At 34.8% G+C, this 18096-nt stretch carries 16 protein-coding genes; 7 read left to right on the plus strand and 9 right to left on the minus strand.

What is annotated here, in order from left to right; genetic code table 11:
- Window positions 1-8 precede the first annotated feature (8 nt).
- Both LQU93_RS04825 and LQU93_RS04830 read right to left on the minus strand, forming a co-directional pair.
- Window positions 9-2024, minus strand: a complete 2016-nt coding sequence (locus tag LQU93_RS04825; protein WP_229932751.1) for a TonB-dependent receptor plug domain-containing protein — start codon at window positions 2022-2024, stop codon at window positions 9-11.
- A 399-nt stretch (window positions 2025-2423) separates the two neighbouring features.
- Complete coding sequence (locus LQU93_RS04830; RefSeq protein ID WP_229932752.1) at window positions 2424-2591, minus strand: hypothetical protein; 168 nt, start codon at window positions 2589-2591, stop codon at window positions 2424-2426.
- A 331-nt stretch (window positions 2592-2922) separates the two neighbouring features.
- Here LQU93_RS04830 and LQU93_RS04835 point away from each other — a divergent pair, with 331 nt between their 5' ends.
- The 3 genes from LQU93_RS04835 to LQU93_RS04845 all read left to right on the plus strand — a co-directional run bounded on the left by LQU93_RS04835 (window position 2923) and on the right by LQU93_RS04845 (window position 6961).
- Window positions 2923-4551 carry a TonB-dependent receptor plug domain-containing protein gene (locus LQU93_RS04835; protein WP_229932753.1) on the plus strand — a complete coding sequence of 543 codons (1629 nt, stop codon included), beginning with the start codon at window positions 2923-2925 and terminating at the stop codon, window positions 4549-4551.
- An 85-nt stretch (window positions 4552-4636) separates the two neighbouring features.
- Window positions 4637-6046: a TonB-dependent receptor domain-containing protein gene (locus tag LQU93_RS04840; protein ID WP_229932754.1), complete on the plus strand. Its 1410-nt coding sequence runs from the start codon at window positions 4637-4639 to the stop codon at window positions 6044-6046.
- A 555-nt stretch (window positions 6047-6601) separates the two neighbouring features.
- On the plus strand, window positions 6602-6961 hold the full coding sequence (locus tag LQU93_RS04845; protein ID WP_229932755.1) for a type 2 periplasmic-binding domain-containing protein: 360 nt from the start codon (window positions 6602-6604) through the stop codon (window positions 6959-6961).
- 29 nt (window positions 6962-6990) lie between these two features.
- Here LQU93_RS04845 and sdhE read toward each other — a convergent pair whose 3' ends face one another.
- Genes sdhE through sdhA form a run of 3 tightly spaced genes read right to left on the minus strand, consistent with a single transcriptional unit; the run spans window position 6991 to window position 10663 of the window.
- Window positions 6991-7854, minus strand: a complete 864-nt coding sequence (gene sdhE, locus LQU93_RS04850; protein WP_229932756.1) for an 8-methylmenaquinol:fumarate reductase membrane anchor subunit — start codon at window positions 7852-7854, stop codon at window positions 6991-6993.
- Entirely contained in the window at window positions 7851-8825 is a 975-nt protein-coding gene (gene sdhB / locus LQU93_RS04855) for an 8-methylmenaquinol:fumarate reductase iron-sulfur subunit (RefSeq protein WP_229932757.1), read from the minus strand. The genes sdhE and sdhB overlap by 4 nt, the downstream gene beginning before the upstream one ends.
- The gene (gene sdhA / locus LQU93_RS04860) at window positions 8822-10663 is read right to left on the minus strand and encodes an 8-methylmenaquinol:fumarate reductase flavoprotein subunit (RefSeq protein ID WP_229932758.1); all 1842 of its coding nucleotides are present in this window, start codon (window positions 10661-10663) and stop codon (window positions 8822-8824) included. Before sdhA ends, sdhB begins: the two co-directional genes overlap by 4 nt.
- Window positions 10664-11119: 456 nt before the next feature.
- On the opposite strand from sdhA, the gene LQU93_RS04865 reads away from it, so the two are divergent.
- On the plus strand, window positions 11120-11503 hold the full coding sequence (locus LQU93_RS04865) for an isoleucyl-tRNA synthetase (RefSeq protein WP_229932759.1): 384 nt from the start codon (window positions 11120-11122) through the stop codon (window positions 11501-11503).
- On the opposite strand, the gene thiM is transcribed toward LQU93_RS04865, so the two are convergent.
- From thiM to LQU93_RS04880, 3 genes are read right to left on the minus strand one after another with little or no spacing between them, the layout of a single operon-like run.
- Complete coding sequence (gene thiM / locus LQU93_RS04870) at window positions 11500-12294, minus strand: hydroxyethylthiazole kinase (protein ID WP_229932760.1); 795 nt, start codon at window positions 12292-12294, stop codon at window positions 11500-11502. The two genes, LQU93_RS04865 and thiM, sit on opposite strands and share 4 nt — an antisense overlap.
- 9 nt (window positions 12295-12303) lie before the next feature.
- Window positions 12304-13389 carry an ATP-binding protein gene (locus tag LQU93_RS04875; RefSeq protein WP_229932761.1) on the minus strand — a complete coding sequence of 362 codons (1086 nt, stop codon included), beginning with the start codon at window positions 13387-13389 and terminating at the stop codon, window positions 12304-12306.
- Window positions 13390-14310 (minus strand): methylenetetrahydrofolate reductase, encoded by a 921-nt coding sequence (locus tag LQU93_RS04880; RefSeq protein ID WP_229932762.1) that lies wholly within the window; start codon window positions 14308-14310, stop codon window positions 13390-13392. It lies immediately after the preceding gene.
- Between the two features lie 124 nt (window positions 14311-14434).
- On the opposite strand from LQU93_RS04880, the gene rpmI reads away from it, so the two are divergent.
- From rpmI to LQU93_RS04895, 3 genes are all read left to right on the plus strand, one after another.
- Entirely contained in the window at window positions 14435-14626 is a 192-nt protein-coding gene (gene rpmI, locus LQU93_RS04885) for a 50S ribosomal protein L35 (protein WP_229932763.1), read from the plus strand.
- 94 nt (window positions 14627-14720) lie between these two features.
- The gene (rplT, locus tag LQU93_RS04890) at window positions 14721-15077 is read left to right on the plus strand and encodes a 50S ribosomal protein L20 (protein ID WP_229932764.1); all 357 of its coding nucleotides are present in this window, start codon (window positions 14721-14723) and stop codon (window positions 15075-15077) included.
- 119 nt (window positions 15078-15196) lie between these two features.
- On the plus strand, window positions 15197-15649 hold the full coding sequence (locus LQU93_RS04895) for a DIP1984 family protein (protein ID WP_229932765.1): 453 nt from the start codon (window positions 15197-15199) through the stop codon (window positions 15647-15649).
- Between the two features lie 1506 nt (window positions 15650-17155).
- Here LQU93_RS04895 and accA read toward each other — a convergent pair.
- Window positions 17156-18094: an acetyl-CoA carboxylase carboxyl transferase subunit alpha gene (gene accA / locus LQU93_RS04900; protein ID WP_229932766.1), complete on the minus strand. Its 939-nt coding sequence runs from the start codon at window positions 18092-18094 to the stop codon at window positions 17156-17158.
- Between the last annotated feature and the right edge of the window lie 2 nt (window positions 18095-18096).

Genomic DNA, 18096 nt, shown 5'->3' on the forward strand with positions numbered 1-18096 from the left:
ATCAACCCTTAAAATTTATAGGTTACATTTGAGAAAAATACACGCCCCTCTTCATAATATCCATCATCATAAGCGTAATTTTTATCAAATACATTCATCACACCAGCCTCAAGCACAAGTGATTTTATAGGAGCGTAGATAAATTTCGCATTGCCTACGCCAAAACCAGCTGTTTTAACATAGCCATTTAAGCCAAGACTTGAGTACCTATACGAGCTTAACTCCCACGATAGGTATAAACTTAAACTAGGCAAAATTTTAACATCCGTCCATAAAAACCCTTTGTGTTTGGATATATCATAAATTTTGTCTGGCTTGTTTTTGTATTTTGCACTCATATATGTATAGTTTGCTCCTATATCTAGGCTATCTGTCATGTAAGATAAGCTAAGCTCTAATCCAGCATATCTAGCATCATCGTGGTTTTTGTTTTGTAGTTTTTTGTTGCCGATACTAACCTGGGCTATTGAGTTTTTAACATTTGAATAAAACAAGGCACTATCTAGTCTAACGCTATCGCCAAAATTCTTACCATAAGCTATCTCATAATGATGTGCAATCTCTGGTTTTAAAAATGGATTTGGTATCTTTTCTTCTTTATTTTTTCTAGGAAGCCCTTTAGTGTATCGCTCTTTCATACTTGCAAAATAGCTCTTTTTAGCATAGCTTATACTAAGCTCATCATCGCCGCTAAAACTATGCCTTAAAGCGGTTTGATAGTTAAATGCAGTCTGTTTAGACACTTCAAAATCATACATCACATACTCACTCTTTTTTATATATTCTCCATAATCTTGAGCTTTCTTAGCATCTTTAATATCATAAGACATAGCAAGTATAACTCGCGTCGCATCGCTTATAGCATAGGTATTTTCAACTCCAAAACTATAAGTCATGTCCTTATATGTTTGTTTTGGTTCAGCCGTTTTATTTGGCGTGGCTAGGTTTTGTTCTTTATGGACATCATATTTATAGTTCGTGCTTAATTTTATGCTATTTTTATCACCATCATAGCCAATCTCTGCACCAAATCCAGCAGAATAATCTTCATATTTGCTATTAAATGCAAAATTTTTATTCTGCGTCTTTAGTGTTGTGTCATCATATGCGTTTAATTTATTTTCAAACGTGTCATAATAGCTCTTTGTTTTTAGATACACATTATCAAATGCCGTGTGCGTTAGCAAATACACGCTTTGCTTATCCCATTGTGGCCATCTCCAGTATTTCTTAGCAGCATCTTCGTATCTACCAGCGTAAAATGGCTGATCTTTTTGTGCTTTTTGCAAGACGAAAGCTAAAACATACTCATCTGTTTGATTTGGCGTGTAGCCTAATTTAAGCGAAATTTTCTTATCCGTTTTTCCTGAGTTATCAGCACTTTTGCCATCTTCATCACTTGCTGGATATCTTTTATAATCCTTAGATAGTTGAATGCCCTTTGTATCCATATAGCTACCGCCAAGCTGTATATAAAACAGCTCTTGTTTGGTCGCTATGTCAAAGCTCACATCATTTGCAAAAGTATCTTTACTAGAGCCAAATCTCACACCATATCTAAGCTGACCTTCAAGCTCCTTACTTGGTCTTTTGCTTACTATATTTATCGCTCCACCAAGCGTGTTTGGTCTATATAAAACTGAGTTAAAACCCTTTGATATATCCACCCTTGATACATCAAAGGTGCTAAACCTGCCAAGATCCATATTTGCATCATAAGGGACATACACCGGTATGCCATCTATAAAAACAGGCACACGTCTTGAGTTAAAGCCTCTAACATTTATATTATGCTCTGCTCTTGAGCCTTGCTTTTGCAAATATACTCCAGGAGCAATTCTAGCTATTTGCGGTATGTCTTTGATATTATTTTTGCTCATATCATCTTGATAGATATTTGCCACACTCAAATCGCTATTTTTATAGCCATTTTCATTTGCCCTAACCTCAACCACGCCAAGCCTAAATGTATCTGCGGCATAAATTGCCAAACCAGCCATACCAATCAAAACAAATTTTTTCATCAAGCCTCCTATAAATTATATTTTTATATAGATTAAAATGCGTTATTACAATATTTTAATATTAAAATATAAAATTATAATTTTAGTTTATATTTGTTTAAATTTAAATAAAAACACAATAGATTAAAAATCTAAACAATAATGACTTATATAGTTTTACGGTGATTGTTGTTGGATTTAGTGCGATAGCCTATACGAGAATGCTTAATATTTACGATATAGATAGCTAAATTTAAACCTATCAAACAGTGCTTTATTGCTAGGTGGCTTTGTTTTATTGTTTGCTCGTTTTTTAGTTCTTATAGCTTTTAACAGCAAATTGTGCGTGTAAATTTTAGGCTATGAGTAACAATGTAAATGGTATTGCCTTTATATCTATTTTGTTTTCTACGATATCTTTTAGTATCTAAATGTATTTTTACCACTATCAAACTCGCATTTTACAAGCTTATAAAATTTTTGAAGTTCGTTTGTGGCTTCATTCTTGTAGGTTTGACTTTTCCTTACGATTTCAAAGTAGCTGAAATTTCTCTCTTTACGATGTGTTTTGATAGCATTTTGTTTCATCTGGCTTACACAAAATGCTCGTAGTATCGATATCTGCTTACACTTGTGCTACATGCAACCACGAGCAAAACAAGGCATAAATTTATCAAACTTGCAAAAGATACTAAAGTAGCAAGGCAAAGTCGTAGCTAAAATAACTTTATGTTGATATTAAATTAAAAAAATCAATTTAGTATAAATTCTTTATAAATATTTTATAAATTTTTCAGAATTATCCTGCTAAAATACGTAAATTTTGTAATAATAATTATTAAAATACTAATTATACGAAAATAGGGGTTTTTATGATTTGCAAAAATTTTAGTGCTAGAGTTTCGTTTGTTGCAACCTGTTGTTTGGCAGCTATGGGGGGGGTTCTAGCCTAATTGCTGCCGAACAATCGCTAGAACTTGAAAGCATTGAGGTTATTGGAAGTAGCGAACAAGATGTCAAAGAGCTTAAAATAAGTGAAATCAAAAAGACATCAAAAGAGCTTGACAAACAGCAAGTCTCTGATAGCCGCGATCTTGTAAAGTATGAGACTGGGATTTCAGTCGTTGAGACTGGTAGGATGGGTGCTAGTGGCTACTCGATACGAGGCGTTGATGAAAACCGCGTAGATATAAGTATCGATGGGCTAAAACAAGCAGAGACTATCAGCTCACAAGGATTTAAAGATCTTTTTGAGGGTTATGGAAATTTTAACAACACCAGAAATAGCGTCGAGATGGAAACTGTAAAGCAGGTAAATATCACAAAGGGAGCTGACAGCATAAAGGCTGGTAGTGGTGCCTTGGGCGGCTCTGTGATGTTTGAAACCAAAGACGCTAGGGACTATCTACTTGAAAAAGATTGGCATTATGGTTTTAAGGTCGGTCACTCATCTGCAAATAGTGAGCGTATGCACTCACACACATTGGCTGCTCGTGCAAAGTGGTTTGATGTATTAGTCATAAAAACCGATAGAGATGGACACGAGACGAAAAACTACGGATATTCTAGCTACGACGATGATGTTACTGGCAAACTTAGAGAAAGGGTAGATCCATATCATATCAAAAAAGAAAGCACTCTTTTAAAATTTGGCTTTCAGTTTAATGAAACAAATAGATTTAACATAGCCTACGATAACTCTAAAAACCGAAATCAAGGCACCGATTGGTCAAATATCCTAACACAGATATCACGAGGCTCTGGCGGTCAAAGCAACTCCTACATCTCAGACAAAATCAGGCACACAGATGATAGTGTAGAAAGAAAAAATTTAAATTTCTCTTATGAAAACTACGACGAGACGCCATTTTGGGATAGTTTAAAAATCTCATATAGCAAACAAAAAATAAATCTAAGAGCAAAAACAGACGAATACTGTGACGGCAAAAAGTGTATCGACATACAAAATCCTAGTGGCATACAGCTAAAAAATGGCAAGATCGTCGATCAATATGGTGGCGAGTTTAACCATACTTCCGAAAAATACAAAACAATACAAGACACCACAGTTTGGAATGGTGCAGCATATACCGAAGAAGAATTTAAAAAAGATCTAGCCGATGCTAAGTCAAGTGGCGTAAAATTAGCACCAAATTTTGAAGAGGACTTAAAGTCATATATAGGCAAATCTTATAGCTACTATGGTCACATGTCCTATATAAAACCAAAAGTCACAGACACAACAGTCTATACCATAACCGATAGCAAGGGCAAGGCACTCGCAGAAGGCATGGCAGGGGATTACAAAACGCTTACTTCTCGTGATTTAAAAGTCGATTGCAACAAATATCCAAATTTATGTACTAGTGGTATCGCAGCCTTTAGCACCAGCACAAGAAGCTATAAAAAATACGATCTAAAGCCAAACGCAAACGGCATCGCATCGCTTGATAACAACACAGACTCGATCTTGCTTCCACCAAGCCTTGGATACTTGCAAAATTTATGGAAAGACAGAAGCTTAAAAAACCGACACCAAGCAGTTTAACATAGATGCGACAAAGGATTTTGACACAAAACAGATACAGCACTCACTAAGCTACGGACTACTATTTGCAAAAAGCGACAAAAGCATGGTGAATAAATCAGGCATTAGCTACAAAAGTATCCAGTGGTGGAGTGATGAAATTTTCAAAGAAGCTATAGTGCCGTATCAGGTGCCAGATGAGTCGTTTTTGATGCCGGTTAAAACAAAAAATGGTGCATTATATCTTGCAGATGATATGCAGATAAATGACTACTTGGGGCTAAATTTAAGCTACCGATATGATAAGATCAAGCACACCCCACACTACATACCAGGCATATCACCTAAAATCCCTGACGATATGGTAAGAGGCTCGATGATACCGCTTGAAGAGTATAAACTAGCAGAGCCTAATTATAATGATTTTGATAAGTGTATGTCTAGCTACTGCTCTGAGCCTGAGTATGAAGCCGCAAAAGCCGCATACAAAGCCGAAGTCGCAAGAGTCGATGCCATAAATGCCACAAATGTCGAGCGAAATTTCAAAGCCCTACAACAACCTAAAAAATTTTCAAACTCATCTTACGCTATAGCACTTACTTACGATCCGCTTGATTATTTACGAATCCAGACTAAATACTCAACCGCATTTCGTGCACCAACTTCTGATGAGCTATATTTTACATTTATGCATCCAGACTTTGCGATACGCCCAAACACAAATCTAAAAAAAGAGGACGCAAAGACAAAAGAGATCGCCCTTACGCTTTATGAGGCACCAAGCTTTATTACACTTAATCTTTTTAGGACGGACTATAAAAATTTCATCGACCTTGGCTATATCGGAGAGCGACAACTAGCCATAGAAAATGGCAGATATATAGGCAGGACTTATAGTATATATCAAAATTTAAACCGTGACAAAGCAAAGGTAAATGGTCTTGAGATAAACTCAAAACTATTCTTAGATCAAATTTATGAACCACTAAAAGGCTTTAGTCTGGGTTATAAAGTAACCTATCAAAAAGGCAGAATGCATGTCAAAACACATCACATCGTAAAACAAGGCGATAAAATCCTAAAACAATACCACGAAGATGTCCAAGCTCCGATGAATGCTATACAGCCAGTCACGCATGTATATAGTGCTAGCTATATCTCATCAAGCAAAAAATTTGGAGCCGATATGTATATCACACATGCAAAGGCAAAATCTGCAAATGACACATACGATATGCACTGGTATGGTAGCGACAAAGACAATTCTCAGGTCAAATGGCGAAGCGAAAGCTATACACTGGTGGATATGATAGGGTTTTATTCGCCGATTAAAAATTTGACTTTTAGGGCTGGTGTATATAATATCTTTGATAGGAAATATCTCACTTGGGAGGCTGCTAGATCGATTCGCACATTTGGTGCTGCAAATTTGATAGATCAAGATACGGGCAAGGGTATAAACCGCTTTTATTCACCAGGCAGAAATTTCAAACTAACATTTGAAATGACATTTTGATTTAAATTTATCATAAAAGACCTTAGCGAAGATCTACAAAATAACTTCGCGGGGTCTTAAATATCAAGCCACAATAGTTTAAATTTTATCCTTAATTTATCATAATAAAAGAGTGCTTGACGCCTAAAATGGCGTCTTTATCAATTAGCTTGTTTATAAATCGTTCGTCTTTAATGTAGCCCTTTTCGCAGTCTGCCACTTACAAATATAATCGGCAAATTAACACTATAAAATTTAACTCAATTATGCGATTTTATGGATTAAATCGCTTACTATTTAACGCATCTTAAGCCGTATTATCATTGTTTGGTGTTTATAAATGGCGTTTTGTGCTATTTATTAATCTTGTCTTAAATAACCAACCAACAAAAACATCTTAAATCAAAAAATGATAATTTAAACGTTATTGTTATGAAAAACTTCGCTTCGCTAGTTACAAGATGATGGCTTGCAAATTGGCTTTTAGTTATGTTTTAAAAGCTTAATAATTTGTTGCTTGTTTATTAGTAAAGCAAAGATTACAGCTATATTATAAGTAGTAAGATAAATCAAAAATTGGTTAAAAATATCTGCAAATATCACACACTGTCAATTAAACACGCTAATCTTGGTATTGCAAATATTAAATCTAAAAAGTCCGCACATGTTAAAATTTGCTTGTGTAAATTTATCTTTTGTGCTGAGTTTAAGCCTAAAATTTTATGCGAAACTGAGACATTTGATGTTGCAAATGCTATCGTGGCAAGTGGTGTTGGAGCGTGTTTTAGCATTAGTGAGCTTATAAAAGAGGATAAAAAAGATAAAATAAAGCTTTTTGATATAGACGAACTAAGTCTTGCAAAAACGCTAGTTATCGCTTATAAAAAGAATAAAAAGTTATCCGAGCTTACAAGCGAGTTTATAAAAATGGCTTAAGAGTGCTAAAAGCACTCTTAAGCTTAAATTTACGAAACTAACTTTGTCGCATCTTGTATATTTAGATCCAGACCAAGCTCTTTGTTTGATAAACCAAGTGCAAGACCTACAAGCTGAGAAAGATGAATTATCGGCTTTCTAATCTTTGAGTTTTGGGCGTCTTGATAACGTTCTTGATAGATGTCAAGCTGCATTTGACAAAGCGGACAAGGAGTTACCACTACATCAGCGCCGTTACTATCAGCACTGCCTACTATCTGGCTTGACATCTTTTGCACTGATTTTACAGCTGGATAACTTGCATGAAAGCCGCAACAATCAAGCCTTTTTTCAAACGGCACTATCGTTGCACCAAGAGCTTCTACGACAGCTTCAAAGCTTTTTGGATTAGTCGAGCTTTCTTTGACTAGCTCTTTTTCAGGGCGAAGCGAGTGACAGCCGTAAAAAAGAGCCACTTTTAGATCCGATAGTGGCTTAGTTACCTTTGATTTTAGAGTGTCTAAATTTTGATAAAGCACCCAAAGCAAACTTGTTATCTCAGTTGAGCCTTGGTATTGCATATTGCCTTCAGCTAGAAATTTATTAATATGCTCTTTTGCACCCTTATCAAGAGTGTTTTTAGCCTTTGTAAGTGTAAGCATACAGGTTGAGCAAGTAGTGAGTATAGGCATATTCATACTCTCGCCAAGTGCTATGTTTCTGGCGTTTGCTACAAGTGAGGCCATAGGATCAACACACTGAGCCTGAGAAGCACCACAACAGCTCCAGCCCTTTATCTCATGAAGTGTTATGCCAAGTATTGGAGCGATTGCCTCTAAGCTCATCTTTGACTCTTTTGCTGCCTGACTTAGCACACAGCCAGGGAAAAATGCAAATTCTTTTGTGTTACTCATTTTATCGCTCCTTGTTGTTCTGCTTTTTTGGCGGCATTTACCATTTTTACTAATTCATCATGCCCCTCTATCTTTTCGCCACCAAATATATGAAGTGGATTCATCTTGCCAGCCATCATTAGATTCATAGCTATATCCATCTTGCCCATATTGGCAAACACACCTTCGCTTCTAAGTGCTAGTTTTATCTCATTTAGTCTGCCATCGCCTTCTATCATGTCTAAAAGGAATGCCTCAGCATGTCCTGGACCAGAACCATCTTTTAAGCCTTTTCTCATAGCCATTACGCGTAAATTTGCAATATCTTCGTGTGAATTTATGCCTTTTGGACAGCGGTTAGCACATTCGTTACAGTGCACACACATCCATAAACCATTATCAAGAGATGGTTTTAGATGTAGCATTTCATCTTTGCTTCTTGAATCAGCCGCTGCTCGATATGCGTGAGTAAAGACAAATGGCTGCATATAATCGCTACTATCGGCTTCTAGTTTAGAGCATTCAGACGCACAGCAACCGCACAAAATGCAGTCCCATTGCTTTGAAATTCTATCAAATTCTGCCTGATTTTGAATACAGCCATCTTTCTCGCTAAATTCGCTTTTTGCAGTGATTGCAGGACGAATCTTTCGCAGATTTTCAATGCTAGGCTCCCAATCTACAACCAAATCAGAAATCACCCTAAAATTACCAAGTGGAGAAATTCTAATCATATCAGGATTATCATACTCAGCCAAAAGTGGTTCCATCTTTGTATCACAGGCAAGATAAGAGTGTCCATTTACACGCACAGCACAGGCTCCACATATCGCTGAGCGACATGAGGCTGTGAAATTTAAACTAATATCTTTTGTCTGCTTAATATGCAAAAGTACACCAAGCAAGGTCTTGCCGCTATACTCTTCTTTGCTTATCTCAAACGTCTGATCCCAAGTTTTTGTTCCGTTAAAACGCTGTATTACTATTTTCATTCTGGTTTCCTTCCATCAAGCGAGAAACCAGCCAAAACAACATCTCTATAGCTGATTTCAAGCTTATTATCTTTTAGTGTAACAATGCTATGCTTTAAGAAATTTACATCATCACGTTTAGGATAATCCTCTCTAGTATGAGCACCCCTGCTCTCTGTTCTAGCGATAGCTGCTAAACATGCCGCACGTGATACAAGTATCATATTGCCAAGCTCAACATAATCAGTAAAAGCCGTATTCATCACGCTATTTGTGTCTGGTATGCGGATTTTGTTATATCTTGCTTCGATATCGTCTAAGGCTTTTAATAAAGCCTGAAGCTTGTCGCCTGTTCTAAAAATTCCCATATTATCCCAGTTTAGTTTTCCAAGCTCTTCTCTTAGCTTATACATATAACTTACATTGCCTTGTCCGTTTGCTATCTCTTTAAATTTGGCCTGCCATTTTTGAGCTAATTCAGACGTGATAGCTCCATCACCAAAACTAACATCTTTTGCGTATATTGCAGCTCCATCACCAGCTAACTTACCAGTAACCATCGCATCAGTTAGCGAGTTTCCGCCCAAGCGATTTGCACCATGTATCGACACACATGATGCCTCACCACAGGTGTATATGCCTGCCACTTTTGTACTCATATCATCAAATTTCACAACCTCAATGCCACCCATTGAGTAGTGTGCTGTTGGGCGAATAGGCACTGGCTTTTCTACTAAATCAACATCTTCAAAAAGCAAACCAGTATGGCGAATTTTTGGTAGTTTTTTCATAATTGTCTCTTTGCCAAGATGACGCACATCTACTAGCACATAAGCACCCATTCCTTCGCCATATCCACGACCTTCACGGATTTCAGTCTCAATGGCACGAGCGACGATATCACGAGGAGCTAGTTCTGCTCTTTCATGATAGTTTTTCATAAATCTCTCGCCTTTGTTGTTTATTAAATATCCGCCCTCGCCACGTGCAGCTTCGGTAATCAAGGCTCCGCCGTTTGAAACGCCAGTTGGATGAAACTGTATCATTTCAGGATCCATAAAACCAATACCGGCTCTAAGTGCCGCTGCTACGCCATCGCCTGTGGTGATATATGGGTTTGATGTGCGGTTATAATAAATTCTCGCATATCCACCAGTGGCAATAACCAACACTTTACAAAGCACTGGTGTAATATCGCCAGTTTGGATATTTCTAAGCACCACGCCATCAACTTTGCCATCTTTGACGCCGATATCTAGCATTTCATGATCTACTAAAAATTTCACACCATTTGTAATTGCATCATCAAGTGCTGAGTGCATGATAATATGTCCGGTTTTATCAGCTGAGAAATTACAGCGACGCTTACTAGCACCTCCCATCATACGCTGAGCAACCTTGCCATCATCAGATCTTGAAAAAAGCGTTCCAACATAATCAAGCTCAGCAATCGTCTTACCAGCTAATTCGCAAAATTTCAAAACATTATCTTGATCAGCTAGATACGCACTACCTTTTATCGTGTCGTATGCATGTAACTTGTAGCTATCTCCATCATCAAATTTAGTAACGCCGTTAATTCCGCCCTCCGCCATACAGGTTGCGTTTCTTGAAGGCATCATTTTAGTTGCAACAACTACGCTTAAGTTTGGATTTTGCTTTCTAGCTGCAACAGCCGCACGAAGCCCTGAACCACCAGAACCGATAACTAGCACATCACATGAAGGCAAACCGCTTTTGTTTTGGTCGCTTTTGCTACTATTTAGCACGTTTGCACTACTAGTGCTTACGCTTAATGCCCCAACGCCAATACAGGCTGCTTGCAAGAAGTCGCGTCTTGTGAAATCTTGTTTATTCATAAACTTATTTCCTTTCATTAAAGTATGCAAAATTTTATCTACACAAGCTTGTTAAATTATTAAGTATAACTTAAATATTTAACATAATAAAAATAATAAAATTTTACATTAAATTTGCAATTCTACAAAGACTTGGCTTTGATTTTTCTTTAATAATAAGTTATTTTTTGATAATAATTGAAAATTTTTAATTTTATTTTAAACAGTTTTTTGAATTTTTTATAATAACATAAATATTATTTTAACATAAATAATATATTAATTAAACTTTGTAAAATTTGCATATAAATATCGATAATACCGATAAATTTTGCACTTTTGTTATCAAATTATAAATATATTTAAAAATCATTTTAATACATTTTTTGATAATTTCTAAAAAAAATTTAAATTTATAAAAGTTGTTTTTAAATTTTACCTTGTATAATTTGCAAAAAATAAGTTGAAAGTTGCATAGTGAAGTTATTAAACGCATTTTTTATTGGGCATATTTTAATTTATGCACTGCTTTTTTCAGTGTTTGTTGGGCTTAAAATCGGCTACTTTAACCACTATGAGATAGATGAGTATTTTAATATAATATTTGTGGATAATGTCGCAGGTTTATATTTTTTATTGCCTTGTTTGATTAGTGGATATTTGATACTCTATGTAAATTTTCGCAACTTTTTTAGAGCCTTTTATGCACTTTGCTTGATTGTGTCAATTTTATTTTGGATACCAGATAACGGCAAAAGTTTGGGCGAATATCTATTTAAAAATGGCGATACGCTTTATGTCTCACGCAAACACACTTACATTTTAAATCAAAATGCCCAAACGATAAAAATCAAAAACTAAATATGCCTAATTTTACCAAATTTCACAACATCATCATCGCTAACAAAAGCCAACTCATCAATTAACAGCGTTGCGTAAGTGGCATTGCCATTATCACCCAGCTTATCAAAAGCTCTCTCGCCACATATGCCATACGCACTAACGCCATGCACCGCCGTCTCAAAAGTATCGCCAACGCACATAAATGCACCCAAAACGGCTGAGAGCATACATCCGCTACCAGTTATCTTACTCATCATCTCATGCCCATTATCACATATGGCTATATTTTTGCCATTAGTTATGATGTCGCTTTTGCCGCTAATGACTGTTATTGTGTTAAATTTCTCACTTATGTTTTTAGCCACGCTTATAGCACTTGACAGATCTGCATTTAAATCGCTTTGACTAGCATCAACGCCATTTGTTGTGCTTGTTTGATTAATTAGCGTCTTAGCCTCGGATATATTTAGCCTAATAAGTGAAAATTTTATACTTTTAAGCAGCTCAAAAACAGCTTGTGTGCGATATAAACTAGCACCAGCTCCAACAGGATCTAACACCACCGGCAAACCAAGCTCATTCGCTCTAATCCCAGCCTTTATCATAGACTTAAGCACTCGTTCGTTTAATGTGCCGATGTTTATTACCAAAGCATTTGATATAGACACGATATCAGATACCTCAAACTCACTATCAGCCATAACAGGCGACGCACCAAGGCTAATTAGTGCGTTTGCCACACCATTTACGGTAACGTAATTTGTGATGTTGTGAATGAGTGGGTTTTTCTCTTTAATTTTACTTATCATTTTCTCTCCTTATAAACTTAACGCCCACTGATAAAACGGCAAAATTTCACACTTTATGCCCTCTTTTACGCTTGCGCCTTGAGTTGAAACACTAATAATTTGAAGTCTTTTAATGCCGTATGATTTTAGCATCGGCAAAAGCTTGTTAAATCTAAGAAGCGTAATGCTTACATCAGAAAAAGGCACAGTAATAATGCCAAGCTCCTTATTAGGAATATAAAAATCAATTTCGTTTGTGTAAAACACATCAGTTTTTAGCTTAAAAAGCTCGCAAAAAACAGCATTTTTTAAAGTATATACAAACTCCTTTTTGTAGCTTAAGGCATTTTTTAATGCAAAATTTCCAAAATACACTCGTTTTAATGAGCTTGACTCATTGTATTTTTTAAGCAAATATATCATGCCGCTTTTTTCTAGAGCACGTAGTGAATTATATACACTATCTTTTGAAATTTTTAGACGAAGTTTTAAGTTTTTATATATCTCATAGGTGCTTAAATTTGTTGAAATTTTATCCGCACACTCAATTAAAATCAAAATTTCAACTTGCGAAAATTTTCGTCTTAGTTCATTTTGCAAAAAACTAGCATTTAAACTAGCGTCCATAAATGCCGAAGCAACAGCACCACCGTGTGCCAAAAAATGACTAAATAAAAGAGTTTCATCAAGATTTTTTCTAAAAAACAAAATAAACTCTTCATAATCAAGATAGTTTAAATTTAAACAAGCATAATCATCGAGGTTGCAATCTTTATCTTCGCTTGAAAATACTACATTTGAAACATTTTGCAAATGCTTTGCAAACAAGCTAATATTTTGTGAGCTTACGCCATCTATCGCAACTGCTTTTATATCATTTTGCTTAACAAAATCAGCAATATCACCAATCTCGCTTAAAACAAAACGCATATCATGCAGATCTACATAAAGTCGCTCTTCATCTTTAAATTCGCTTAAATATTCACATATCATAGCCGTTTTGCCAGTGCCACTAGCTCCGACAAGCAATGTTTTAGGAGAAGTTATGCTAAGTTTGCGGCTGATGTATTTTATGTGTTTTAACGGCGTTTGATAAGCTTGTGCTAGAGTTTGCATTTAAATTTTATACGCATAAGAAGCGGTATTTATGATGTGTTTTATGCCATTTAACAGTTCAATTGATGCTTGTATCTCAACCTTTCTAGTTGAGATGCTCTCTACATTTGCACCAACGCTAATGCCTTTATTTAGGGCGTATTTGTATAAAAAATTAAATATATCAAGTCCTAAATCAACAGATGATTTTAATATATCTTGCGAATTTATAAGCCTGTCTTGTAAATTTTGCGGTATAGATATACCAAGCCATTTCATAAATTCAAGCGTTTTTAAGCTACCGCACGGAGTAAAAGTAAAAATAATAGGCACTTTTTTTGTTTGCATTTTTGCATACTCATCGATGAAATTTTTAGCATTTTCTAGATTATAAACGGCTTGAGATATGAAAAACTCACAACCATTTAGCGTTTTTGCAGCAACCCTTAAATGCTCATCTGCTTTTTTGGCGTGGCGTTCAGGTATGCAAACACCGCCATAAAATGGTCTGTTTGACTGCTTTTTTGATATTTTATACGCTTGTTCTAAAGTGAGTTTTATGGGAGTATTTTTTGAACTAGCACCAACAAAAACATTGATTGAATTTGGGACAAGCGAGGCTAGATACTCATTAAATTTAATCTCATCATATTTGCCAACAGCTTTATAAATCACTGCTGGAATATCTGTTTTTAAATACTTTTGATAATAAATTTCAGGGCTGATTGTCTGTATATACTCAAACGTTCGCTCATCATCGGTTCTATCTGCTTCATCTTGAATATCATATAGCACGATCCCATCTACGCCAATGCTTTGTATCCTATCACGCCAAATACCAGCTATGCGTAAAATATCACTTTCGTCTTTATTGCTTTTTGGAGGAGTTAGTCCATATAAAAGTATCCCAGCATCACCATTTTTTATCTTATCTTGTAGCATATTTCGCCTCTAAATTTTAGGCATAATTTTACACTAAAATATTTAAATTTAATTAAAATAAAGGATTGTTTTAGTATAATCCACTCCTTACGTTTTTAGCGTAAAATACACTAAAGGATTTAGTATGCCTAAAATGAAAACCGTTAAAAGTGCTGCTAAACGCTTTAAAGTAGGTAAAAACAAGATAAAACGTGGCTCAGCATTTAGAAGCCATATCTTGACAAAAAAACCAAGTAAGCGTATGAGAGATTTGCGTCAGCCACAATATGTGGATAGCACAAACGTAAAAGCAGTTAAGGCAATGCTAGGAATATAACTAGCGTTAATAAGTTTTTGACAAAAGTCATTCAAGCTCTCCTAAATTTTAGGGAAAGATCCGACATCGGACGCCAATTTGTGAAAGGATAAATATGGCAAGAGTAAAAACAGGCGTAGTTAGAAGAAGACGCCATAAAAAAGTTCTAAAACTTGCACGTGGTTTTTATAGTGCAAGACACAAACACTTTAGAAAAGCTAAAGAGCAACTAGAAAGAAGTTTAGTATATGCATACCGTGATAGACGCCAGAAAAAACGTGACTTCCGCCGTCTATGGATAGTACGTATAAATGCGGCTTGCAGAATAAACGACATAAGCTATTCAAGATTTATCGCTGGTCTTAAAAAGGCTGGTATAGAACTAGACAGAAAAATCCTAGCTGACTTAGCTATGAATGACGCAAAGGCTTTTGAAGCACTAGCAACAAAAGCAAAAGACGCTTTAAAATAATCTCACGGCCCCTTTTTGGGGCTAAATAAATTCACTTCTAAATACTTGATGTAATTAATGTTATATAAAATATTAAATTTAATACTATTTTGATACAATATCCGAAAAAAGGAGTAATTATGAAATTAGCACAAGCACTAATTATACGTGGTGATTTGCAAATGAAAATCTCAGAACTATCACATAGACTAAGCAATAATGCAACAAAACAAGAAGGAGAAAAACCAGCAGAAGATCCCAAGTTGCTATTAAAAGAGCTTGATACAACACTAGACGAGCTAGAAAATTTAATTACAAAAATAAACTTAACTAATGCACAAAGCAAGATAAAAGATACAAGTTTAACTCAGTTGCTTGCAAAAAAAGAGATCTTGTCAAAAAAAATTACAATATTAAATGAGTTTATTAATCAAGCTTCATCTTTAAGCAATCGTGCTAGTAAAACTGAGATTAAAATCCTAAGCACAGTTGATGTCACACCACTTAGAGCTCAATCAAATAGGCTTAGCAAAGAATTGCGAGAGCTTGATATGCTAATACAAGAAAGCAATTGGAGCTTAGAGTTAATTTAACAAAAGAAAGGTAGCAAGTCAAGGCGAGTGTAACCCAGTGTCAGGGTTTGACACATCATTTAGCACTTTGGGCGGTGCACAGTTATATTTAGCCCTTATTTTTACAAGTGCAATGTTATTATTATGCTTATTACCAAACACTGATGATTTGCGAGGGTGGGATCGGGGAGTGAAATAAATTTATTTTGTTTTAAATAAAAGGCTTTTTAAAGTGGTACTAAATCACAAAAGCCATCATTTTGTATAAGTCATTGCAAAAATAACGAATGAAATCAAAATACAAGCATAGCTTATTGTTAAAAATTTAAAAAGTTAGTTTATAAGCTTTTAGGCATCATTTTTTAAGACTTTTTAAACTTAAATACTTTTTCTAGCTTTACAAATACAGCGTTAGTATAAAATCAAAATTTGGCTTTAGTAGCGTATCTTAAGGATTAAAAAACCAAATATTTAATCCACTATTTAATAATTTTACCAGCCAAATAATCTAATATCCAAAAATAAGCAAAGTGTGCCTAAAGGCAAATTTTAGTATTTGCATAAGCATGAATGTATGTGCAAATTTATACTTGCGTATGTTTTATACTGCATAAACGCCAATCACAAAAACATAACTAACGACATTTTTTAGTTAAAGAATGTGCAATAATTTGTTTGTCATGATAGATAAAGCTTTGACTTAGTTTATTGACTACAAATTATTTTGCTATTTTATATTGTTGGTTTTAGCAAATTTCTGCTTATACTAAACAATTATGATCTCACAAGATTTGGTTAATTTTATTTAATTCAAACCTATAAGCTTACATATACAAAAATTAAAGCAATCTCTATAATAGCGATAACGTTTTAAGCTATCATCTTGTAACGAGCGAAGCGAAGTTAAAAACCAACCTCCAAAACAAAAACACATCCATCATTTTAAATTTCTAAAAATTTATTAAATTTACCAATCAGTAAAGAAATATTTTGCTTTTAAAACTTAAAGTAGTAGCTTACTTTTATTTATGCAAGATAGTTAGCCAAAAACCACCTTTGTCTTTTGGGGATTTATTTTGCCTACTGCTACTATTTTTGATTTAAGATGTTTTTATTGTTTAGTTGTTTTAAGACAAAATTTATTTTATAGTCTTTAATTTAAAAAATTAATTTAAATTTTCTTTGAAATTAATAACAGTAATTATATTTGTTTATTATAGCTTAGTGAGAGCTTACACTTTGTTGAGTTTTAAGTCTTTCATTGTAAAGTCTTATATTAAGCAAATAAAATCACTTCTTGTAAAGCCGTAAATATATCAAAGTAATTTTAAACCAAAGATAAAACAAGCATAAATTTATTAAATAAACAAGGCAAGAGTATTGTTAAATCTAATGGGATTAAATTATCAAGCATATTTGAAAATGGAATTTGGGGTAAACTTAAACTCTAATACCATATATCAAAAATACAAAGAGATCAAATTTGCTATCTAAGCTTTATAAAATATCTATCAAATCTATAGTTTGTTAGCTTTCAACATAACTTCCAATAGACAAAATCTTTTGCATTCTATTTTCAATTAATTCACTAATGCTAAGCTTTTCTAGCTCTTCAAGTTTAGTTAAAAAATATTCACCAAGTGCTTTTGCTGCAGCAACTTTATCTCTATGGGCACCATTTATTGGCTCATCTATAACATCATCTATGAGCTGTAGTTTTTTTAAGTCATCAGCTGTTATTTTCATCGCTTTTGTAGCTTGCTCTTGTTTAGATGGATCATTCCACAATATAGCAGCACAACCTTCTGGAGAAATAACAGAAAAAACAGAATTTTTCATCATTGCTAATCTATCAGCTACACCGATAGCTAATGCACCACCGCTACCACCTTCACCTATCACAACGGCTATTGTCGGTGTTTTTAGATAGGCAAATTCATATAAATTTTTTGCTATAGCCTCACTCTGACCACGTTCTTCAGCCCCAACACCAGGATAAGCACCAGGAGTATCTATTAAAAATAAAATAGGCAGATTAAACTTCTCAGCCATTTTCGCAACTCTTAGAGCTTTTCTGTAACCTTCAGGATGTGGCATACCAAAATTTCGCCTTAGTTTATTTTTAGTTCCACGCCCTTTTTGTTCGCCGATAACAACCACTTGTCTGCCATCTAAATAACCTATAAAACACACTATCGCAGGATCATCACGATATGCTCTATCTCCGTGTATTTCATGGTAATCACTCAAAAGCGATCTAACATAATCAAGAGCATAGGGTCTATCTGGATGACGTGCTAATTGCAAACGCTGATACTCATTTAAATTTTTATAAACTTTTAAAGTTTCTTTTGCAAGATTTTTATTTAAAATTTCAACAGCATGCTCATCGCCACGAATCTTTGCTGTTGCTATATCATCGTCGATCTGCTTTATACTTTTTTCAAAATCTAGATAGCTTGACATTT

The sequence above is a fragment of the Campylobacter majalis genome, from assembly GCF_905120465.1.
Classification (GTDB): Bacteria; Campylobacterota; Campylobacteria; order Campylobacterales; family Campylobacteraceae; genus Campylobacter_A; species Campylobacter_A majalis.

What these genes read in the sequence shown, in the direction of transcription:
- rpmI (WP_229932763.1), top strand. Translation starts at nt 14,435, where the DNA reads ATGCCTAAAATGAAAACCGTTAAAAGTGCTGCTAAACGCTTTAAAGTA.
- thiM (WP_229932760.1), bottom strand. Translation starts at nt 12,294, where the DNA reads ATGATAAGTAAAATTAAAGAGAAAAACCCACTCATTCACAACATCACA.
- accA (WP_229932766.1), bottom strand. Translation starts at nt 18,094, where the DNA reads ATGTCAAGCTATCTAGATTTTGAAAAAAGTATAAAGCAGATCGACGAT.
- sdhB (WP_229932757.1), bottom strand. Translation starts at nt 8,825, where the DNA reads ATGAAAATAGTAATACAGCGTTTTAACGGAACAAAAACTTGGGATCAG.
- LQU93_RS04880 (WP_229932762.1), bottom strand. Translation starts at nt 14,310, where the DNA reads ATGCTACAAGATAAGATAAAAAATGGTGATGCTGGGATACTTTTATAT.
- rplT (WP_229932764.1), top strand. Translation starts at nt 14,721, where the DNA reads ATGGCAAGAGTAAAAACAGGCGTAGTTAGAAGAAGACGCCATAAAAAA.
- LQU93_RS04875 (WP_229932761.1), bottom strand. Translation starts at nt 13,389, where the DNA reads ATGCAAACTCTAGCACAAGCTTATCAAACGCCGTTAAAACACATAAAA.
- LQU93_RS04830 (WP_229932752.1), bottom strand. Translation starts at nt 2,591, where the DNA reads ATGAAACAAAATGCTATCAAAACACATCGTAAAGAGAGAAATTTCAGC.
- LQU93_RS04825 (WP_229932751.1), bottom strand. Translation starts at nt 2,024, where the DNA reads ATGAAAAAATTTGTTTTGATTGGTATGGCTGGTTTGGCAATTTATGCC.
- sdhA (WP_229932758.1), bottom strand. Translation starts at nt 10,663, where the DNA reads ATGAATAAACAAGATTTCACAAGACGCGACTTCTTGCAAGCAGCCTGT.
- LQU93_RS04840 (WP_229932754.1), top strand. Translation starts at nt 4,637, where the DNA reads ATGGTGAATAAATCAGGCATTAGCTACAAAAGTATCCAGTGGTGGAGT.
- LQU93_RS04895 (WP_229932765.1), top strand. Translation starts at nt 15,197, where the DNA reads ATGAAATTAGCACAAGCACTAATTATACGTGGTGATTTGCAAATGAAA.
- sdhE (WP_229932756.1), bottom strand. Translation starts at nt 7,854, where the DNA reads ATGAGTAACACAAAAGAATTTGCATTTTTCCCTGGCTGTGTGCTAAGT.